Consider the following 17938-nt stretch of genomic DNA (forward strand, 5'->3'; position numbering starts at 1 on the left):
AGCAGACGCGAAACCGCTCCGCCGGCCGGAGTGCCCGCCGGAGGCCCCTAAAAGGCCACCATCCGCGAATTCCGTCGAAACTACACGCACCTGCCGCCATTCCCGGGGAAAGGCCGAAAACGCGGGCGCGCGCGAGAACTGAAGGCTTTTATCGCCCGCCCCCGCCCCTGTCCAGACATCAAAAAACCGGCCTTTCGCGAAGAAGAGGCCGGTTTTCCACGTTTTCATTACGCGCATGCCGCATTCACGAAACCGCGGCACGCATTTGCGACAGCCGGGTCAGCCGCCGCGGCGCGATCAGGGCTCGCCGTCGCCGCCGTCGTTCGGGTCCGGCCCGCCGTTTTCCAGGAAGCGGTCGGCGATCAGACCGGCATTCTGGCGCAGCGTCGTTTCGATCTCGCGAGCGACGTCAGGATTGTCACGCAGAAACGTCTTGGCGTTTTCGCGGCCCTGGCCGAGGCGCTGACTATTATAGGAGAACCAGGCGCCCGACTTCTCGACGATGCCCGCCTTGACGCCGAGATCGACGAGTTCGCCGGTCTTGGAAACGCCTTCGCCATACATGATGTCGAATTCGACCTGTTTGAAGGGCGGCGCCATCTTGTTCTTGACGACCTTGACGCGGGTCTGGTTGCCGATGACCTCGTCACGCTCTTTTACGGCGCCGACACGGCGAATGTCGAGGCGGACGGAAGCATAGAACTTCAAGGCGTTGCCACCCGTCGTCACTTCCGGCGAACCGTACACGACACCGATCTTCATGCGGATCTGGTTGATGAAGATGACCATGGTGTTCGACTTGGAGATCGAGGCCGTCAGCTTGCGCAGCGCCTGGCTCATCAGGCGGGCCTGGAGGCCCGGCAGGCTCTCGCCCATCTCGCCTTCGATTTCGGCGCGCGGCGTCAGCGCCGCAACCGAGTCGACGACCAGCACGTCGATGGCGCCGGAACGCACCAGCGTATCAGTGATTTCAAGCGCCTGCTCTCCGGTGTCGGGCTGCGAGATCAGGAGGTTTTCGAGATCGACGCCGAGTTTGCGGGCATAGATCGGATCGAGCGCATGTTCGGCATCGACGAAAGCGCAGATGCCGCCCTTCTTCTGGGCTTCAGCGATGGTCTGCAGCGCCAGCGTCGTCTTGCCCGAGCTTTCCGGACCGTAGATTTCGATGATACGCCCCTTGGGCAGGCCGCCGATGCCGAGCGCCACGTCGAGGCTGAGAGAGCCCGTCGAAACCGTCTCGACCTCGATGACGCTGTCCTTGCCGCCGAGCTTCATGATGGAGCCCTTGCCGAACGAGCGCTCGATCTGGGAGAGAGCCGCTTCGAGTGCCTTGCTTTTATCCACTGATTTTTCCTCTACGAGCCGCAAAGTGTTTTGTGCCATTTGGTCCACCTTTAGGTTATTGAAGCAAGACAGGCAACGAAGCCGTCGATGAACCGTATGTACACATTTTGTTCTCATTTTGCAAGATGCATTCATCCATTTGAATGATTTCGTGAATCGGGGGCGTGTTCTATTTTCGTTTCAAGTGGATAAGACCGACGCAGGAAAAGGAACAAACCGGTACTCGATGGAGCGCTACCCCAGCGAATCGGCCTGCCGGATGTGAAGGAAGACGATGACGGACAAAACGATTCTGGTGATGGGCGGCGCCCACGTGGACAGGCGCGGACGCATTGACGGCGAGACGGCGCCCGGGGCGAGCAATCCCGGCAGCTGGTTCGTGGAGGCGGGCGGCGGTGCGTTCAATGCAGCGCGCAATCTAGCCCGGCTCGGCCATGCTGTGCGGCTCATCTCGCCGCGCGGCGGTGACGCGGATGGCGATATCGTGTCGGCGGCCGCTGAGGCCGCAGGCGTCGAAGACACGCCCTTCGTCTTCCTCGATCGGTCAACGCCGAGCTATACGGCCATCATCGAACGGGACGGCAACCTCGTCATCGCGCTAGCCGATATGGAGCTCTACAGGCTGTTTTCGCCGCGCCGGCTGCAGCAGCGCGCCGTGCGCGAGGCGATGGCGGCTGCGGGACTGATCCTGACGGACGCCAACCTGCCTGCCGACACGCTCTCTAAGATGTCCGAGATTACCAAAGCCGCCAACGTACCGCTCGCCGGTATCGCCATTTCGCCGGCCAAGGTGGTGCGCTTCCGCGAAAGCCTCGATACCCTCGCCTTGCTTTTCATGAACGAGGCGGAAGCACGCGCCCTGACGGGAGAGGAAGCGCAAAACCCGACCGACTGGCCAAAGATCCTGCGCGCCGTCGGCCTTTCCGCCGGTGTCGTAACGCGCGGCGGATGCGGCGTGATCGCCTTCGATAAAACGCAGGCAGTATCGGTCGTTCCGCCAGCAATTCCTGAACTCGGCGATGTCACGGGTGCGGGCGATTCGCTCGCCTCCGGCTTTCTCAACGCCGTGCGCGCCGGCAAAGGTATCACGGAGGCCCTTCGCCACGGTGTGGCGGCGGCGACCATCACCGTGCGCTCACCGTTCGCCGTCGCCGAAGAAATGTCGCAGGCGGCGCTTGCCGCCGCACTTTCGCTTGTGCCGCAGGCCGAAATCCTGTCATGAGACTTTTTTGCCCAAATTTCCTCCCAGGATTTTGTAAGGACATCGCATGACCCGACCCGTTTCCCCCCTCCTGCCGATGCAGTATTCCGACGAAGTCGCAGCCGCCAAGGCGCGCGGCGCCCCGATCGTCGCCCTCGAATCGACGATCATCACCCATGGCATGCCCTATCCGGGCAATCTCGAGATGGCACGCAGCGTGGAGCGCATCATTCGCGAACAGGGCGCCGTGCCAGCGACCATCGCGGTCATCGACGGCGTGCTGCATATCGGCCTCGACGAGGCAAAACTGGAAGCGCTGGCCCAGACGCAGGGCGCCATGAAGCTGTCGCGCGCCGACCTCGCCTTCGCGATCGCCGAGCGCCGCACGGGCGCCACCACCGTCGCCGCCACCATGATCGGTGCCGCGCGCGCCGGCATCACGGTCTTTGCGACCGGCGGCATCGGCGGCGTGCACCGCAAGGCCGAAGAAACCTTCGACATCTCCGCCGACCTCGATGAACTCTCGCGCACCGGCGTCATCGTCGTCTGTGCCGGCGCCAAGGCCATCCTCGATATACCGAAGACGCTGGAAGTGCTGGAAACCCGTGGCGTGCCCGTAGTCACCTATGACAGCCCCGTCTTCCCGGCCTTCTGGTCGCGCGACTCGGGCTTGAAGAGCCCGCTGACGCTGAACAGCCCGGCGGCGATCGCCAACTTCCAGAAGGTGCGCGACCAGCTCGGCATCGACGGCGGCATGCTGATCGCCAACCCCGTGCCGGAGGAAGATGAGATTCCGCGCGACGAGATGGAGATCTACATCGCCCGCGCCCTCGACAATGCCGAGCGCGACGAAGTCGCCGGCAAGTCCGTGACGCCCTATCTGCTCGACAACCTGTTCCACCTGACGGATGGCCGCAGCCTGAAGACGAACATCGCGCTCGTCGAAAACAATGCGCGGCTGGCGGCGGAGATCGCTGTGGCGCTGGTCGATTGATCCTATCGGGCGGCTGGTTTGCGCCGGCCGCCCTGCTCCGCCATCGGAGCTGCATTCCTCCTGCCGTCCACCCACCTCTCCTTGGTCATCCTCGGGCTCGACTCGAGGATCCACGCGGCAAACTCAGTGCGTGCGGATGGATCCTCGGGTCAAGCCCGAGGATGACGTTAGTGTATGGGGCCGGCGCTCTCGTTTCGTAGCGTAAATGGGTGGGGCCAACATTATCGTCCCGCCTCAACGTAAGTCCAGATCGGTCCGTACGACCGCCAACCATCAAGCGTCCAGCATCTCCCGCACCGCTTCCGCCAGCTGCTTTAGCGAGAACGGTTTCGGAAGGAAGCCGAATTTGGCGTCGGCGGGCAGGTTGCGGGCAAAGGCGTCTTCCGCGTAGCCGGAGACAAAGATGAACTTCATGTCGGGATAGGATTTGCGTAGCTCGCGCAGCAGCGACGGACCGTCCATTTCGGGCATCACGACGTCGGAGACGACGATGTCGACGGCGCCGTTCAGCTCTTCCATGATATCCAGCGCCTCGACGCCGGATCCGGCCTCGTGCACCGTGTAGCCACGGGTTTCCAGCATGCGCTTACCGCCACGGCGCACTGCCTCCTCATCCTCGACCAGCAGCACGACGGCCGAACCACCGGTGAGGTCGCGCGGCTCCTTTTCAGGCGTCGCGGCGACCGCGACCGGCTGCTGGACCCCGGCTTTACTTGAATCAGCGGCTTCGACCGGGACGACGTCCTCAATATGCCGCGGCATCAGGATGCGGAAGGTGGTGCCCTTACCAACTTCGGAATCGAGATAGATGTAACCGCCGGACTGCTTGACGATGCCGTAGACCATCGAAAGGCCGAGACCGGTGCCCTTGCCGACTTCCTTCGTCGTGAAAAAGGGCTCGAAAATCTTGTCGATGATTTCAGGCGGAATGCCCGTTCCCTGGTCGGCGACATCGACTTCGACATAATCGCCCGGCGGCAGGTCGCGCAGGTTGCGCGCGGCGGCTTCCTCGGCCGGCACGTTGCGGGTACGGAAGGTGATCGTGCCCCCATCGGGCATCGCGTCGCGCGCATTGACGGCGAGGTTGATCAGCACCTGTTCGAACTGCCCGAGATCGGTCTTGACCGCCCAGAGATCGCGGCCGTACTCCACGTCGATCTTGACGTTGGTGCCCGTCATGCGGTCGACCAGCATGCGCAGGTCGCCGACGACGTCGGTCATGTTCAGGACGGTCGGACGCATCGTCTGCTTGCGCGAGAAGGCGAGCAGCTGACGCACCAACACGGCGGCGCGATTGGCGTTCCGCTTGATCTCCATGAGGTCGGCGAAGCTCGCATCCGCCGGGCGGGCGGAAAGCAGCAGGTGATCGGAGGAGAGCAGGATCGCCGTCAGCACGTTGTTGAAATCGTGCGCGATGCCGCCGGCCAGCGTACCGACTGCATTCATCTTCTGCGTCTGCGCCATCTGTGTCTCGAGCGCCTTCTGCTCGGTGATCTCGACAGCATAGACGATGGCCGCCTCTTCGGGCGCCTCGTCGCTCTGGTCGATGACAGCGTTTATGTAGAAGCGGAAATGCCTGCTGTCGTCGGCCGGATGCAGCGAATCGAGCGGCGGGATATCGCCCTGGCGGTCCTTGGCGGCGTCCAACGCGGATTCCAGACGCAGGCGATCCGTCTCGTGCACGATGGTCTCGAGTTTGGCGCCCCGATCAATGTCGTCGCGCGAAACGACGCCGGAAAACAGTTTCAGGAACGGTGCATTGGTGCGCAGGATACGACCGCTACCATCGACTGAAGCGATCGCCATCGGCGTGTTGTTGAAGAAGCGCGTGAAACGCATGGAGGCCGCGGATGCGGACTGCTCGCTTTCTCCACCCCCCTCGCGCGTGAGAACGATGGTGCGGCTTTCGCCGGGTGCACCGTCACGCGTGGAGGAAACCCGATGCACGATGCGCACGGGAAGGCTTTGGCCGCTGGTCTTGCGAAGATCGAGATCCAGCGTTTCTGTCCGCTTGTGACCAGGTTCGGCCTGAACGGACTGGATGAGCGCAAGCCCTTCGCCCGCCACCATATCGGCAATAGACAACGAACCCGGATGGAATTTTGCCAGATCGATGCCGAGCCATTCGGCGAGCGTCGCATTGAGATAGACGATCTCGCCTTTGCGGCCGGCGGAAAAGAAGCCGGCCGGCGCATGGTCGAGATAGTCGATCGCGTTCTGCAATTCCTTGAAAAAACGTTCCTGGTCGTCCCGCTCCGAGGTGATGTTGGAAATCTGCCAGATGTAGAGCGGCTGTTTCGCCTTGTCGCGGTTCGGCAGGACCCGCGCCTTCAGACGATACCAATGGGCGCCCGATCCGCTTGACGACGACGGGTTGAGCGCCTTCTGAACCCGGAATTCCTCCGCGCCCTCTTTGCCCTCGTGCAAGCCGTTGGTGAGGCGATAGACGGCCTCGGTTGCGTCACGGTTGCGCGACAGCAGAGTTTCGAGCGTCTGCACCTCCGCGGCACCCGAGGCGCCCGTTAGCGCGCCGTAGGCGGCGTTGGCATAGACGATGCGGCCCTTGCGGTCCGTGACCACGGTGCCATCCGAATGGGAATCGAGGAAGGCGCGCGCAAGCTCGTCGGAGCCCGCCGCCTGCGGCATGATCTCGATGAAGCCGATCAGCGCCGAGACGACGAAAAAGATACCGGCCATTGCGAGGACGCCAAGCACACCGAGCACAAGTTCATTGTCGAGCTGGTTCTTGAAGACGATGAAGGCACCGGCGGATGCCGCGAGCACTATGGCGAGTACGACGACGCGCAGCGCCACCGCCGGCCGCGTATTGCGGTCCACGATCGGCAGGTTGTCCTCGCCAGGCCGCTTCATCGTCATTAGTCCCTCATTCGCAACGGTCCGGCGCAGTGTTTGTCGCCAGATCTGATGCCAGAATCATTTTTAACTGCTGGAGGGAAGCGCAAAAAGCCGTCGAGGGAAAGCAAGCTCGCGAATTCACAGGGAATATTGCCGCTCCAACCATCGCAATTTCGGCATCCCGCGCTATTTTCGCGACAGTGGCCGGGGAAATGGGCGCTGGACAAGCGGCAGCAAGCGCTTGTAGGTGCCTGCGAAAAGCCGTCAAATGCAGCCTTCGAGCTGATAGGTTGATCTGCCGACCCCATCTAGCGATTAAGGAGTGCGCGTTATGTTCCAGGAGATTCTTGCGGAGAACGGCACGAAGTTCGTCATCGCCGCCATCGTGGTGCTGCTCGGCCTGCTGTGCCTCGCTCTGGTTCTGTGGATCATCCGCGGCCGCCCCTCCTCGCCGTTCATCCGTGGCGGGCGCAACCGCACGCCGCGCCTGGCCGTGCTAGATGCCGCAGCCATCGATACGCGCCGCCGCCTTGTGCTCGTGCGTCGCGACGAAGTGGAGCATCTCATCATGATCGGCGGGCCGACGGACATCGTCATCGAGACACGTATCGGCGCAGGCGCTCCTGTCGAGCAGCCGGCCGAAAAGCCTGTTCAGAAAGTCGAGCGCGTCGAGCCAGCGCCGGTATCGCAGGAAACGCCGGTGCGCGCCAAGGAGACGGCAGCCGTTTCCCGTGCAGCAGCATCCACGACGGCAAGCGCCGGTGAGCGCCGGCCCGTTACCGTTCCGGATGGCGTCTCTTCGATGAGCAAGGTGCTTTATGCCGGCGACGACGAGGCAACCGTCCACGCGCCGCAGGCCCGCCCGGTGACGCAGCCAGTCACCACCCCGCAGCAAATCCCGGTAAACGCCCAGCAGCGCACGCCGGAGCGACGCGCCGAAGACGTGCTGGAGCAAAGCCGCCAGCGCGTTCTCGCGACGCAGCCCACCACGACCGCACAGACCACGACGGCACTGGCTGCGGCCAGCCAGCCCGCGCAGCGTCCGGTGACGACGGCCACGGTCACCCGGCCGGTGACGACAGCCGCCGACAATGCGGCGCTGGTCAGCGAGTTCGAGAAAATCCTCGAGGCTGAAATGGTTAACAATGCGGCTACAGCAGGCGGCGCCCGGCCCGTCACACAAACGCCTGCCACGCAGACTGCCGCCATTACCACCCAGGCTACGCCGATAGGCGTACAGGCACAGCCCGTCGCCAAGAGCCGCGAGGAAACAGAGGCGGAGATGGCGCGCCTGCTCGGCGAGATCGCGGCAAACCGTAAGAGTTGATATCAGCGCTCGTCTAACAGCCTCGAGAAATGCCCCTCGGGCATTCTCCTCCCAAAGAAAAAGCCGCAGGAAACGGTGTGTTTCCAGCGGCTTTTGATTTTTACGATGCACCACAGCCCTAAACCTGGCTGCACCGGACGCAACCGATGTTCGATCCCAGTCAACGCAGGCCGCGGACCTCCTCAGATCCGCTGAAAACGCTTACTCGTCGCGATACACCTTCTCCCGACGCTCATGGCGCTCCTGCGCCTCGATCGACAGCGTTGCGATCGGGCGAGCGTCGAGACGCTTGAGGCCGATCGGTTCGCCGGTTTCCTCGCAATAACCGTAGGTGCCTTCGTCGAGACGCTGCAGCGCGGCGTCGATCTTGGAGATCAGTTTGCGCTGGCGGTCGCGAGCGCGAAGCTCGATGGCACGGTCGGTTTCCGAGGATGCCCGGTCCGCGAGGTCCGGGTGGTTGGCGCTTTCTTCCGCCAGATGATCGAGGGTTTCGCGCGCTTCGCGCAGGATATCGTTTTTCCAGGCGTTCAACTTCGCACGGAAGTAAGCGCGCTGGCGTGCATTCATAAATTCTTCGCCCTCATCGAGGACGAAACTGCTAAGATCGATCTTCTCACTCAACGCGATTCTCCTGAAGAACATCTCAAGGCGCGCTGTATATCCCCACGGGTAACGCGATTCAAGCCTGTCGGGACTTACCCACGGTTTTCGCGCATGCCTTAATTTAAACCTTGCCAGACTAATATTTCATCAAGATTACAACGGGATGGCAAAACCGACCCGTTAGAGGCTCCAATTCGGCGGCCGCCCACCCTCGAGAACGCTGCCTTCGCGATGGGCTTTCACATCCATCTGCCCTCAATTCAGGCACAGGATATTTGTTCCTAAGACGGATCATGCCCGCATTTTCTTTCCCGAGCCTGTTCAAGCGGCCAGATTCAGAATTATTTTAGCAAGTCGTGTTTCCCTTTGCCGTGGGGTGGGGGACGCGTTTTGATGTTACGCAATTCGAGGGCATTTCTGACGATCGAGGCAAGTGATCCAGAATTGGTTCAGGCGCAGCTTGCCGCCTTTACCAAGCAGGTGCCGCTGCTCTATTTCATGCTGGTGACGAACACGGTCGCGCTGACGGTGACCCACTTTCAGGCTGCACCCGCGCTTCTGACACTCTATATCCCCTCCATGCTGTATGCCGTCAGCCTGTTCCGGCTGGTGCACTGGTGGTTCAGCCGTCACCGGCACTATACGCACGAGGAGGCAATCGGTCGCCTGCGCTCGACCTATCGCCTCACAGCCTTGCTCGGCGCCGGGTTCTGCGCCTGGTCGCTCAGCCTCTTTCCCTATGGCGATGCCTACCAGCAGTCCCATGTCGCCTTCTATATCGCCAACACGGTGATCGGTTGCATCTTCTGCCTTATGCATCTGCGCGCCGCAGCACTGGCCCTGACGGCCATCGTGCTCGGCCCCTTTACCATTTTTTTCGGCACGTCGGGCAATCCGGTCTTCACCGCATTGGCGCTCAATGTCGCGCTCGTCACCATCGCCATGGTGTTCATACTGTTGACCTATTACCGGGATTTTCGCGCCCTCATCCAGTCGCAGAAAGAGCTCACCGCCCGTCAGGCGGAAACCCAGCGCCTCAGCGACGAGAACCATCGCCTCGCCAATCTCGACAGCCTGACCAACCTGCCGAACCGTCGCCAGTTCCGCGCCGAGCTCGAGAAACGCCTGGCGCTTGCGGAGAAGAACGGCACAAGCCTCGCGCTCGGCCTCATTGACCTAGACGGCTTCAAGCCGGTCAACGATACGTTCGGCCATAGCATCGGCGACAAGCTTCTGATCGAGGTTGGCGAAAGACTGAGCGCATTCGCCGATCACAACATTTTCCCGGCCCGCCTCGGCGGCGATGAGTTCGGCCTCATATTCGAAGGGCAGCCCGGCCCGGATCAGCTGCACGCGCTCGGCGACAGGATCTGCGCGGCCTTGCAGGAACCCTATATTTTCAGCGGCCAGACGGCGCGTGTCTCCGGCTCGCTCGGCGTCGCCATCCTCGGCGACGCCGGCACCACCGCTGATCGCCTCTTCGATTGTGCAGATTTCGCGCTTTACCTCGCCAAGCAGAATTTTCGCGGCACGACCGTCGTGTTCTCCGCCGAGCACGAGGCAGAGATCAACGAGCTTGGCCGTATCCAGCAGGCGCTGCGCGCTGCGGATTTTAGAACGGAAATGTATCTCGCTTTCCAGCCGATGGTGGACGCCGATACCAGCGGTATCTCTGCCTATGAGGCGCTGGCCCGCTGGAAGAGCCCCACCATCGGCACCGTTGCGCCCAGCGTGTTCATCCGCGCCGCCGAGCGCGCCGGCATCATCGGCAAGCTCACCGAGGTGCTGATGCAAAAAGCGCTGGAGGCGGCGAAGACATGGCCCGAGCATATCCGCCTCTCCGTCAACCTCTCCACGCGCGACGTCGTTTCCAACAAGACGGTCGATGCCCTGCTCGACATCATTGCCGAAAGCGGAATCGACCCGGCCCGCCTCGATATCGAGGTGACGGAGACCGCCGTCATGCGCAATTTCACCCTCGCCGCCGAAAACATCCGCCGCTTTGCCGAGCGGGGCATTGGCATCGCGCTTGACGATTTCGGCACGGGCCATTCCAGCCTCAGCTACGTGCACCGGCTGCCGCTCACCAAGATCAAGATCGACCGCAGCTTCATCATCGACATCGCGACGAACGAGCTCAGCCGCAGCATCGTCAAGACCATTGTTGACCTTTCGCGCAATGTCGGCTGCGTCTGCGTGGTCGAGGGCATGGAGACGGCCGAGCAGGTGGCGGCGCTGCGCGCGCTCGGCTGCCGCATGATGCAGGGTTACTACTTCGCCCGGCCGCAGAAGCTGGAAGATACGCTCGCCTATCGGGCGACAGCCGAAACGATCCTTAATCCGGTCCTGCGCAAAACCGGTTGATCTTTGCCGCGAGGAAAGACATGAAAGTCTGGACGCGGCGCAGATGTCCGGCCGCAGGCGATGGAGGACAGACTTGGCATCTTTCGGCGCACCGGCCTTCCGGCTTTATCTCCTCCGCCATGCACGCGCAGCCTGGGCCGAACCCGGCAAGACGGATTTCGACCGCACGCTCGACGACGACGGTTTTGCCGAAGCCGAAGTGATCGCCGAGGAAGCGGCCGACCAAGGCTACAAACCCGATCTCATTCTGTCATCCACAGCCGTGCGCTGCCGCCAAACCACCGAGCCGTTCCAGCGCACCGTCAGCGAGGAACTGTCCATCGACTATATCGACTCGCTCTATTCAGGCACGATCGATACCTATGCCGAACTCGCCTTCGCCGGGCGGCAGGAGACTTCCATCATGATCGTCGGCCACAATCCGATGATCGAAGAGCTTTTCCACCGCCTCGTCGGCAAGGAGATCGCGGAGACGGCGGCGCCCTTCGGCTTTCCCACCGCCGGCTTAGCGATCCTCGATTTCGACAAGCGGCCGACGGAAGACGACTATACCGGCGCCTGCCTTGCCGGGTTCATGACGCCGCGCCCCGCGCGCTGAGAACACGGCGGCCTCTTTTTTCGCCGGATTTCGGTTCCTATATCGCGATCGATGCTGGAAAGAGACCTTGCCCCCTAGCCTGACCAATCTCACCGATGAAGCCCTGCTCGCGCTCGACGCGCTGACCGGCCGCGCCGCCAATCTCGTCCATCCGTCGATCCGGCTTGGCGTGACGGGACTGTCGCGCGCAGGCAAGACGGTGTTCATCTCCTCGCTGGTGCATAACCTCTTGAACGGCGGCCGCCTACCGCTGTTCGAGGCAGGCCGCTCCGGCCGCGTCTCGAAAATCCGGCTAGAGCCGCAGCCCGACGACGCCGTGCCACGCTTCCAGTACGAGGATCATATCCGCGCGCTCGTCGCCGATCGCCTCTGGCCCGATTCGACGCGTGCCATTTCGCAGCTGCGCATCACGCTCGATTATGAAAGCGCCTCCGGCTGGGGTCGGCTGTTCTCGCCCGGAAAACTCTCCATCGACATCGTCGATTATCCTGGCGAATGGCTGCTCGACCTGCCGCTGCTCGGGCAGGATTTCCGTACTTTTAGCCAAAACACGGTAACGCTCGCCGGCTCCGGCATTCGCGCCGAGCTTGCCCGCGACTGGCTGGCGCTTTCCGGGACCGTCGATCCCACTGCTGCGGCGTCCGAAGCAACGGCACGGGCGCTGGCGGAAAGTTTCACCGCCTATCTGAAGGCCTGCAAATCCGACGAGCGTTCGCTCTCAACCTTGCCGCCCGGCCGCTTCCTGATGCCCGGCGATCTCGAGGGATCGCCAGCGCTAACCTTCGCCCCTCTGCCGAACCTCGCAAACGGCCCCCCTGCCAAGGGCTCGCTCCAAGCAATGATGGAGCGGCGCTACGAGGCCTACAAGACCCATGTGGTGCGGCCGTTCTTCCGCGAGCACTTCGCCCGCCTCGACCGGCAGATCGTGCTGATCGACGCGCTTCAGGCGATCAATCGCGGCGCGGAGGCGGTGCATGACCTGGAACGGGCGCTGGGCGACGTACTCGATTGCTTCCGCTCCGGCACCAACAGTTTCCTGTCCTCTTTCGTCACCCGCCGCATCGACCGCATCGTGATTGCCGCGACCAAGGCGGACCACCTGCACCACGAGAGCCATGCGCGGCTCGAAGCCGTCACGCGGCGACTGGTGGAGCGTGCCATCGAGCGCATCGGAATGAGCGGCGCCGGCATCGAGGTCATGGCGCTCGCCTCCGTGCGCGCTACCCGCGAGGCGACCGTCAAACACAATGGCGAGGAGCTGCCTGTGATCGTCGGCGTGCCGATGAAGGGCGAAAAAATCAACGGCGAAATCTTCGACGGCGAAAGGAAAACCGCCATATTTCCAGGTGATTTGCCGGAGAATCCGGATTCACTTTTCGAAGCGCTTGAACAGCATTCCGAAGGTCTTCTCAACTTCGTGCGATTCCGCCCGCCGCATATCGAAGAGACCGGCGGGGGCCTGAAACTGTCGGTGCCGCACATAAGGCTCGATCGCGCGCTGCAATATCTCATCGGAGACCGGCTGGCATGAACGACCGCCCGCGCAAGCCCGCAGCCTTCTCGCTACCACCGGATAGCATCGCGCCGCCGGTGCGCGGCGAGCCGCGCAAGCCGGCCGCCTTTGACAATGCCGTGACCCTGACGCCGGATGCCGATGATCCCTTCATCGCAACGACGACGGACCTGCCGGATCTCGCCCCGCCGGTCGCCACACCGCGCCCCCGCCGCCTCACCTTCGGCCGCATCGCCATCGGTGCGCTTGGACTACTCCTCTCGCTGGCCGTCGGCCTCTGGGTCGATGCGCTGATCCGCGACCTGTTCAGCCGCAACGACTGGCTGGGCTATCTCGCCATCGGCGCGACGGTCGTTACCGTGCTCGCCCTTCTCGGCGTCGTGCTGCGCGAGGCCTGGGGCCTGCGCCGCCTCGCCGCCGTGCAGGACCTGAAGCGCGACGTGGCTGAGGCCATCGCGTCGCCGAAGCCGGCGGCAGGCCGCGCCATCGTTGCCCGCCTCGTCACCCTCCTCTCCGCCCGCCCACAGACGGCGCGCGGCCGCACGCGGCTCGCTGAAACGGAAGGCGAGATCATCGATTCGGCCCATCTCGTTGACCTTGCGGAGCGCGAGCTGATGGCGCCGCTCGACCGCGAGGCGCGCGCCCTCATCCTTGGGTCGGCCAAACGCGTCTCCATCGTCACCGCCGTCAGTCCGCGCGCGCTGGTCGATCTCGGTTATGTCATCTACGAAAGCAGCCGGCTGGTGCGCGGCATGGCGGAACTCTATGGCGGTCGGCCGGGCAAGCTCGGCATGCTCCGACTGATGCGCGACGTCATCGCCCATCTCGCCGTGACCGGCTCGATCGCCATGGGCGATAGCTTAGTGCAGCAGGTGCTCGGCCATGGGCTCGCCTCGAAACTCTCCGCCCGCCTCGGCGAAGGCGTCATCAACGGCCTGATGACGGCCCGGATCGGCATCGCCGCCATGGACCTCTGCCGCCCCATGCCGTTTCGCGCGCTGAAACGCCCCGGTATCGGCGATTTCATCGGTGACCTGACGCCGGGCTCAAGCAACGGCCGGCGCGACGAGACGTGACCGTCTTGCAACATCCCGGTTTTGCGGGGCGACAATCCTAGCAAATGATGAACGACAAGGGCGCCGGAAACCGTCCATTAACCATTTTCGCGCAAATCTCGTCGCACCAAATGAGGCCGAATGGCCGTCGCCCATCAAGGATCGTTCATGTACCCGCGCACTTCTTTGATCGCCCGCGCTTCCGTAGCGGCCTTCGTTGCAGCCTCCACTTTTGTCCTTCCGGCCTCGGCCGGCACGCGTGACAAGGCCTTCTTCGAGCAGGTCACCGGCAGCTGGTCCGGCAAGGGCGAGATCGTCGCCGGCAAGTACAAGGGCACCAAGTTCGCCTGCGACCTGACGGGCGACACCGCACCCGCCAAGGGCGCCGGCATCCAGCTCGACGGCTTCTGCCGCGTCGGCGTCTTCAAGCAGCCGATGTCGGCGCTGATCACCAAGACGGCGGGAACCTACAAGGGCAAGTTCCTCGACGGCGCAGCCGGCAAGGGCCTCGACATCACCTCCGGCCAGGTCGCCGGTAACAAGGTCGTCGTCGGTATCAACCGCCAGAAGCTGAACGGCGCGATGATCGCCCGTCTCGAAAGCGACAACAAGCTCGCCATTACCATCTCGGTGAAGGTCGGCGAGAAGATGGTTCCGGTCATCGGAGTCGCACTCGACCGCAATCTCGACGACATCGCCGTCGGCTCGATCAAGTAAGCGGGCACCATTCGGAGCCGGCACTCGCCGGCTCGATGCCCGCGACATCCGCATCCTGAAGCCAGTCGCCGATCGTGCGGCCCGCGACGATCAGATCGCGTGCAATATCCGAAAGCGGCATCAGCACGAAGCCACGCCCCGTCATGCGCGGATGCGGCAATTCCAGCCGCCCGCCGGACTGCGCCACACCCTCATAGGTCAGAACGTCGATATCGATGGTGCGCGGCCCCCAGCGTTCCTTGCGCTCGCGCTTCATGTCGCGTTCGATGCCGAGGCAGGTGTCGAGCAATGCCTCGGGCGCAAGCGACGTCTCCACCAGCGCACAGGCGTTGAAGAACCAGTCCTGATCGGTCTTGCCCCAGGGCGGTGTGCGGTAGAGCCGCGAGACGGCCGTGACGCGGCAATCCGGCCGCGCGTTCAGCGCGCGCAGCGCCTCAGCCATGGATTTCACGGGATCACCGATATTGCCGCCGAGGCCGAGCGAGGCCCGGCGGAAGATTTCAGACGACATGATCGACGGTCACCTGAACGTAATCCAGTACGCCCGGCACCGGCGCATTCGGCTTGCGCACCGTAATGCGCGCGCGGAAAATCTGCGGGAAGCGGGCACAGAGCACCGTGGCGATCTCCTGCGCCAATGCCTCGATGAGATAACGGCGCTGGCCAGTGACGATCTTCTCGATCTCCTGGAAGGCCACGCCGTAATCGACGGTCGATTCGATAGCATCGTCGGAGAGCGGCTGTGAGGGACGGACTTCGAGCTCCGCATCGACGAAGAAGCGCTGGCCGAGGAACTCTTCCGCATCATGCAGGCCATGGCGGGCGAAGAAGGCGCAGTTCTTGAGCGTGATCGTGTAGGTGGTGGTCATGGTTTTCCTGTCTGGCTGTGGTTAGGCGCGTTCTTCGCGGGCCTTCACCGTGCGCTTTGCCTCCAGCATAGCATCCGCCATGGCAAGCGCATCCCTGTTGATTGCGACATCGTGCACCCGAAACACCGCCGCACCTGCGACACGCAGCAGCGCCGTCGTGGCGGCCGTGCCGACATCGCGCTCCAACGCCTCGCGGCCCGTCACCGCGCCAACGAAGCGTTTGCGCGAGGTGCCGGCGAGGATGGGCAGGCCGAAGCCGAAAAGCTCGCCGAACCGGGCCATCAGCTCGAGATTCTCTTCCGTATCCTTGGCAAAGCCGAAGCCGGGATCGAGCACCATCGCATCGCGAGCAATACCGGCCTCGCGGGCGATCTCCAGCGAGCGGCCGAGGAAGAGATATTGGTCCTCGACCACATCGGGTCTTTTTTCGCGGTCGCGGCCGGTATGCATGATGCACAGCCCCGCCCCCGTTTCGGCCGCGACACGGGCAATATCCGGCTCGCGCTGCAGGCCGTGCACGTCATTGACGATATGGGCGCCGGCAGCGACGGCAAGACGCGCGGTCTCCGCGCGGTAGGTATCGACGGAGATGATGGCATCCGTCGTGCCGACGAGCGCTTCGATGACGGGCAGGATACGCTCCTGCTCCTCGGCCGCCGAGACACTGGCAGCGCCTGGCCGGGTCGATTCGCCACCGATATCGATGATCCCGGCCCCCTGTTCCAGACAGAGGATCGCCTGCGCGATCGCCGCATCCGCGCTGTCGAACTGCCCGCCGTCCGAAAAGGAATCGGGCGTGACATTGACGATCGCCATCAGGACGCCGCGCGGGCCGAGCTCCAGATGCCGGCCATGGGCGAGCGCCCAGCGAAAGGGATCGAACGGCGAGACCATGGCGGTTTCCTTCGCGATTAACCAGCGTTCCCGAAAGGGTGTTGCGCTCGCCGAGCCTATGCCCCAAGCTTAAGGGAAGTTCAACCGGCCTCTGGCCGGCACTGCGTCGGGCTCCGTCGATTGCAAAAGCCCGATGGCGAAAGGAATGCTGATCAGAATGAAGACCATCGCTCGCCTGATGGCCGTTGCCGCTCTCGCCACTGCCGCTTTCCAGCCCGCTGCCGCCGAGACCATCACCTCGAAATCCTTCGCCTATTTCTCGATCGGCGGGCGCACGGCGGCCGAACTGGACGAGGAACTGTCAAAGCGCGGTCCCGTCATGAAGCATTCCGGTTCGCGCCATCCCGGCGCCACCCGCATCAAATGGGGCGGTTCGGTCACCTATGTGCGCCGCGGCGGCAAATGCGCGGTCGGTGACGTCAAGGTGACGCTCTCCACCCAGATCATCCTGCCCAAGTGGAAGAACCGGAAGCGCGCCACCGCCTCACTGGCCTTAATCTGGGATACGCTCTCGGCCGACATCAAGCGCCATGAGGAACGCCACGCGGAAATCGCGCGCACCCATGCCCGCGCGCTGGAAAAGACGCTGAAGACGCTGCGGCCGGAAAGCGACTGCGAGCGCATGCAGGCCCGCGTCGACCGGGCAACGGCGGACGCGGTCTCGAAACACGATGCCGACCAGGCCCGTTTCGACAAAGTCGAATCGAAAAGCTTCAATGACCGCATGATGCGGCTCCTCACGCACCGACTGAAGAGCCAGGCCGAATAAGCGCGCGAGGCCGCGCATGTATTTCCTGAAAAAGACTTAATGGAATTGGACCGGCACAAGGCCGGACACGCTTCTGTCCATGAAATGAATGGTTAGTTTTAGCGATAGCGCAATTCCGCAAATCACCGTACTTTCATATCAACAGTGAGCGGGAAAAGACATTTCCTTCCCGCAGTTGCATGAAACGGTTTGTAACAGGTTCTCCTGGCGCGTCCTTATCTCAGCAGCAGGTGTCTCCTCCCTCTCCTCGCTGCGATGCGCCCTACTGGCCTCGCTCGTCCTGATCGACTGGCGAGGCTCTTTTTTTCCTCATCTATTCTTAAAGAAAACTCAGACGAATGATTTCTTCTTTGTGGAAGAGAAGATCACGTGACATCTACATATCTCGCGACTGTGAAGAAAAGCATGCATGCAAAAAGGGCGGCGCCGTCGCGGTACCGCCACTCAAGCTCAGCGTCGGGGGATGATGTCAGGCCTGGCGTTCCGGCACGTGAACCACGAGCCCGTCGAGCGCATCCGACATCTTGATCTGACAGGAAAGCCGAGAGGTGGGGCGCACCTCGTAGGCGAAATCCAGCATGTCCTCTTCCATTGCTTCCGGCGGGCCGACAGTGGCGCTCCACGCGTCATCGACATAGACGTGACAGGTGGCGCAGGCGCAGGCGCCGCCGCATTCCGCCTCGATGCCCGGCACGGAGTTGCGCACGGCATTTTCCATGACCGTGGAGCCGTTGGCGACATCCAGTTCGTGGCGCGTGCCGTCGAAGGCGACGATGGTGAGTTTGCTCATGATGGCTTCCGGATTCTCAAGAACAGCCCGAAGCGGGCAAAGGG

16 protein-coding genes are annotated in these 17938 nt (G+C 63.0%); 9 read left to right on the forward strand and 7 right to left on the reverse strand.

Annotation, left to right across the window (positions count from 1 at the left end; translation table 11 throughout):
* Window positions 1-297: 297 nt before the first annotated feature.
* Window positions 298-1383, reverse strand: a complete 1086-nt coding sequence (recA, locus tag D0Y60_RS00705; protein ID WP_117366223.1) for a recombinase RecA — start codon at window positions 1381-1383, stop codon at window positions 298-300.
* A 235-nt stretch (window positions 1384-1618) separates the two neighbouring features.
* Here recA and D0Y60_RS00710 point away from each other — a divergent pair, with 235 nt between their 5' ends.
* Both D0Y60_RS00710 and D0Y60_RS00715 read left to right on the forward strand, forming a co-directional pair.
* Window positions 1619-2566: a carbohydrate kinase family protein gene (locus D0Y60_RS00710; RefSeq protein WP_117366224.1), complete on the forward strand. Its 948-nt coding sequence runs from the start codon at window positions 1619-1621 to the stop codon at window positions 2564-2566.
* A gap of 46 nt (window positions 2567-2612) precedes the next feature.
* Window positions 2613-3539 (forward strand): pseudouridine-5'-phosphate glycosidase, encoded by a 927-nt coding sequence (locus D0Y60_RS00715; RefSeq protein ID WP_117366225.1) that lies wholly within the window; start codon window positions 2613-2615, stop codon window positions 3537-3539.
* Window positions 3540-3812: 273 nt separating this feature from the next.
* Here the strand turns inward: D0Y60_RS00715 and D0Y60_RS00720 are convergent, their stop codons facing one another.
* Complete coding sequence (locus tag D0Y60_RS00720) at window positions 3813-6416, reverse strand: PAS domain-containing sensor histidine kinase (RefSeq protein WP_117366226.1); 2604 nt, start codon at window positions 6414-6416, stop codon at window positions 3813-3815.
* 310 nt (window positions 6417-6726) lie between these two features.
* On the opposite strand from D0Y60_RS00720, the gene D0Y60_RS00725 reads away from it, so the two are divergent.
* Entirely contained in the window at window positions 6727-7722 is a 996-nt protein-coding gene (locus D0Y60_RS00725; protein ID WP_117366227.1) for a flagellar biosynthetic protein FliO, read from the forward strand.
* A 201-nt stretch (window positions 7723-7923) separates the two neighbouring features.
* On the opposite strand, the gene dksA is transcribed toward D0Y60_RS00725, so the two are convergent.
* Window positions 7924-8343, reverse strand: coding sequence for an RNA polymerase-binding protein DksA (gene dksA, locus D0Y60_RS00730; protein WP_117366228.1), 420 nt, complete (start codon window positions 8341-8343; stop codon window positions 7924-7926).
* Window positions 8344-8718: 375 nt separating this feature from the next.
* On the opposite strand from dksA, the gene D0Y60_RS00735 reads away from it, so the two are divergent.
* From D0Y60_RS00735 to D0Y60_RS00755, 5 genes are all read left to right on the forward strand, one after another.
* Window positions 8719-10689: an EAL domain-containing protein gene (locus tag D0Y60_RS00735; protein WP_117366229.1), complete on the forward strand. Its 1971-nt coding sequence runs from the start codon at window positions 8719-8721 to the stop codon at window positions 10687-10689.
* A gap of 73 nt (window positions 10690-10762) precedes the next feature.
* Window positions 10763-11287, forward strand: coding sequence for a histidine phosphatase family protein (locus D0Y60_RS00740; RefSeq protein ID WP_158565357.1), 525 nt, complete (start codon window positions 10763-10765; stop codon window positions 11285-11287).
* Between the two features lie 67 nt (window positions 11288-11354).
* Window positions 11355-12818 (forward strand): YcjX family protein, encoded by a 1464-nt coding sequence (locus tag D0Y60_RS00745; RefSeq protein WP_117366231.1) that lies wholly within the window; start codon window positions 11355-11357, stop codon window positions 12816-12818.
* The gene (locus D0Y60_RS00750; protein ID WP_117366232.1) at window positions 12815-13876 is read left to right on the forward strand and encodes a TIGR01620 family protein; all 1062 of its coding nucleotides are present in this window, start codon (window positions 12815-12817) and stop codon (window positions 13874-13876) included. The genes D0Y60_RS00745 and D0Y60_RS00750 overlap by 4 nt, the downstream gene beginning before the upstream one ends.
* Window positions 13877-14023: 147 nt before the next feature.
* Complete coding sequence (locus D0Y60_RS00755; RefSeq protein ID WP_117366985.1) at window positions 14024-14572, forward strand: hypothetical protein; 549 nt, start codon at window positions 14024-14026, stop codon at window positions 14570-14572.
* Here D0Y60_RS00755 and folK read toward each other — a convergent pair.
* From folK to folP, 3 genes are read right to left on the reverse strand one after another with little or no spacing between them, the layout of a single operon-like run.
* Window positions 14565-15083: a 2-amino-4-hydroxy-6-hydroxymethyldihydropteridine diphosphokinase gene (gene folK, locus D0Y60_RS00760; protein WP_117366233.1), complete on the reverse strand. Its 519-nt coding sequence runs from the start codon at window positions 15081-15083 to the stop codon at window positions 14565-14567. The two genes, D0Y60_RS00755 and folK, sit on opposite strands and share 8 nt — an antisense overlap.
* Window positions 15073-15441 (reverse strand): dihydroneopterin aldolase, encoded by a 369-nt coding sequence (gene folB / locus D0Y60_RS00765; protein ID WP_117366234.1) that lies wholly within the window; start codon window positions 15439-15441, stop codon window positions 15073-15075. The genes folK and folB overlap by 11 nt, the downstream gene beginning before the upstream one ends.
* 21 nt (window positions 15442-15462) lie before the next feature.
* Window positions 15463-16335, reverse strand: a complete 873-nt coding sequence (gene folP / locus D0Y60_RS00770) for a dihydropteroate synthase (RefSeq protein WP_117366235.1) — start codon at window positions 16333-16335, stop codon at window positions 15463-15465.
* Window positions 16336-16492: 157 nt separating this feature from the next.
* Between folP and D0Y60_RS00775 the strand changes: the two genes are divergently transcribed.
* Complete coding sequence (locus tag D0Y60_RS00775) at window positions 16493-17104, forward strand: DUF922 domain-containing protein (RefSeq protein WP_245409051.1); 612 nt, start codon at window positions 16493-16495, stop codon at window positions 17102-17104.
* 469 nt (window positions 17105-17573) lie between these two features.
* On the opposite strand, the gene D0Y60_RS00780 is transcribed toward D0Y60_RS00775, so the two are convergent.
* The gene (locus D0Y60_RS00780) at window positions 17574-17894 is read right to left on the reverse strand and encodes a 2Fe-2S iron-sulfur cluster-binding protein (RefSeq protein ID WP_023512203.1); all 321 of its coding nucleotides are present in this window, start codon (window positions 17892-17894) and stop codon (window positions 17574-17576) included.
* Between the last annotated feature and the right edge of the window lie 44 nt (window positions 17895-17938).

Origin of the sequence: Shinella sp. WSJ-2 (assembly GCF_003432075.1) — a bacterium.
GTDB lineage: Bacteria > Pseudomonadota > Alphaproteobacteria > Rhizobiales > Rhizobiaceae > Shinella.

Coding starts and splice junctions, on each gene's coding strand:
- D0Y60_RS00780 (WP_023512203.1), bottom strand. CDS start 17,894: ATGAGCAAACTCACCATCGTCGCCTTCGACGGCACGCGCCACGAACTG.
- folK (WP_117366233.1), bottom strand. CDS start 15,083: ATGTCGTCTGAAATCTTCCGCCGGGCCTCGCTCGGCCTCGGCGGCAAT.
- D0Y60_RS00715 (WP_117366225.1), top strand. CDS start 2,613: ATGACCCGACCCGTTTCCCCCCTCCTGCCGATGCAGTATTCCGACGAA.
- D0Y60_RS00755 (WP_117366985.1), top strand. CDS start 14,024: ATGTACCCGCGCACTTCTTTGATCGCCCGCGCTTCCGTAGCGGCCTTC.
- D0Y60_RS00720 (WP_117366226.1), bottom strand. CDS start 6,416: ATGACGATGAAGCGGCCTGGCGAGGACAACCTGCCGATCGTGGACCGC.
- D0Y60_RS00735 (WP_117366229.1), top strand. CDS start 8,719: ATGTTACGCAATTCGAGGGCATTTCTGACGATCGAGGCAAGTGATCCA.
- folB (WP_117366234.1), bottom strand. CDS start 15,441: ATGACCACCACCTACACGATCACGCTCAAGAACTGCGCCTTCTTCGCC.
- recA (WP_117366223.1), bottom strand. CDS start 1,383: ATGGCACAAAACACTTTGCGGCTCGTAGAGGAAAAATCAGTGGATAAA.
- folP (WP_117366235.1), bottom strand. CDS start 16,335: ATGGTCTCGCCGTTCGATCCCTTTCGCTGGGCGCTCGCCCATGGCCGG.
- D0Y60_RS00775 (WP_245409051.1), top strand. CDS start 16,493: ATGAAGACCATCGCTCGCCTGATGGCCGTTGCCGCTCTCGCCACTGCC.
- D0Y60_RS00725 (WP_117366227.1), top strand. CDS start 6,727: ATGTTCCAGGAGATTCTTGCGGAGAACGGCACGAAGTTCGTCATCGCC.
- D0Y60_RS00710 (WP_117366224.1), top strand. CDS start 1,619: ATGACGGACAAAACGATTCTGGTGATGGGCGGCGCCCACGTGGACAGG.
- D0Y60_RS00750 (WP_117366232.1), top strand. CDS start 12,815: ATGAACGACCGCCCGCGCAAGCCCGCAGCCTTCTCGCTACCACCGGAT.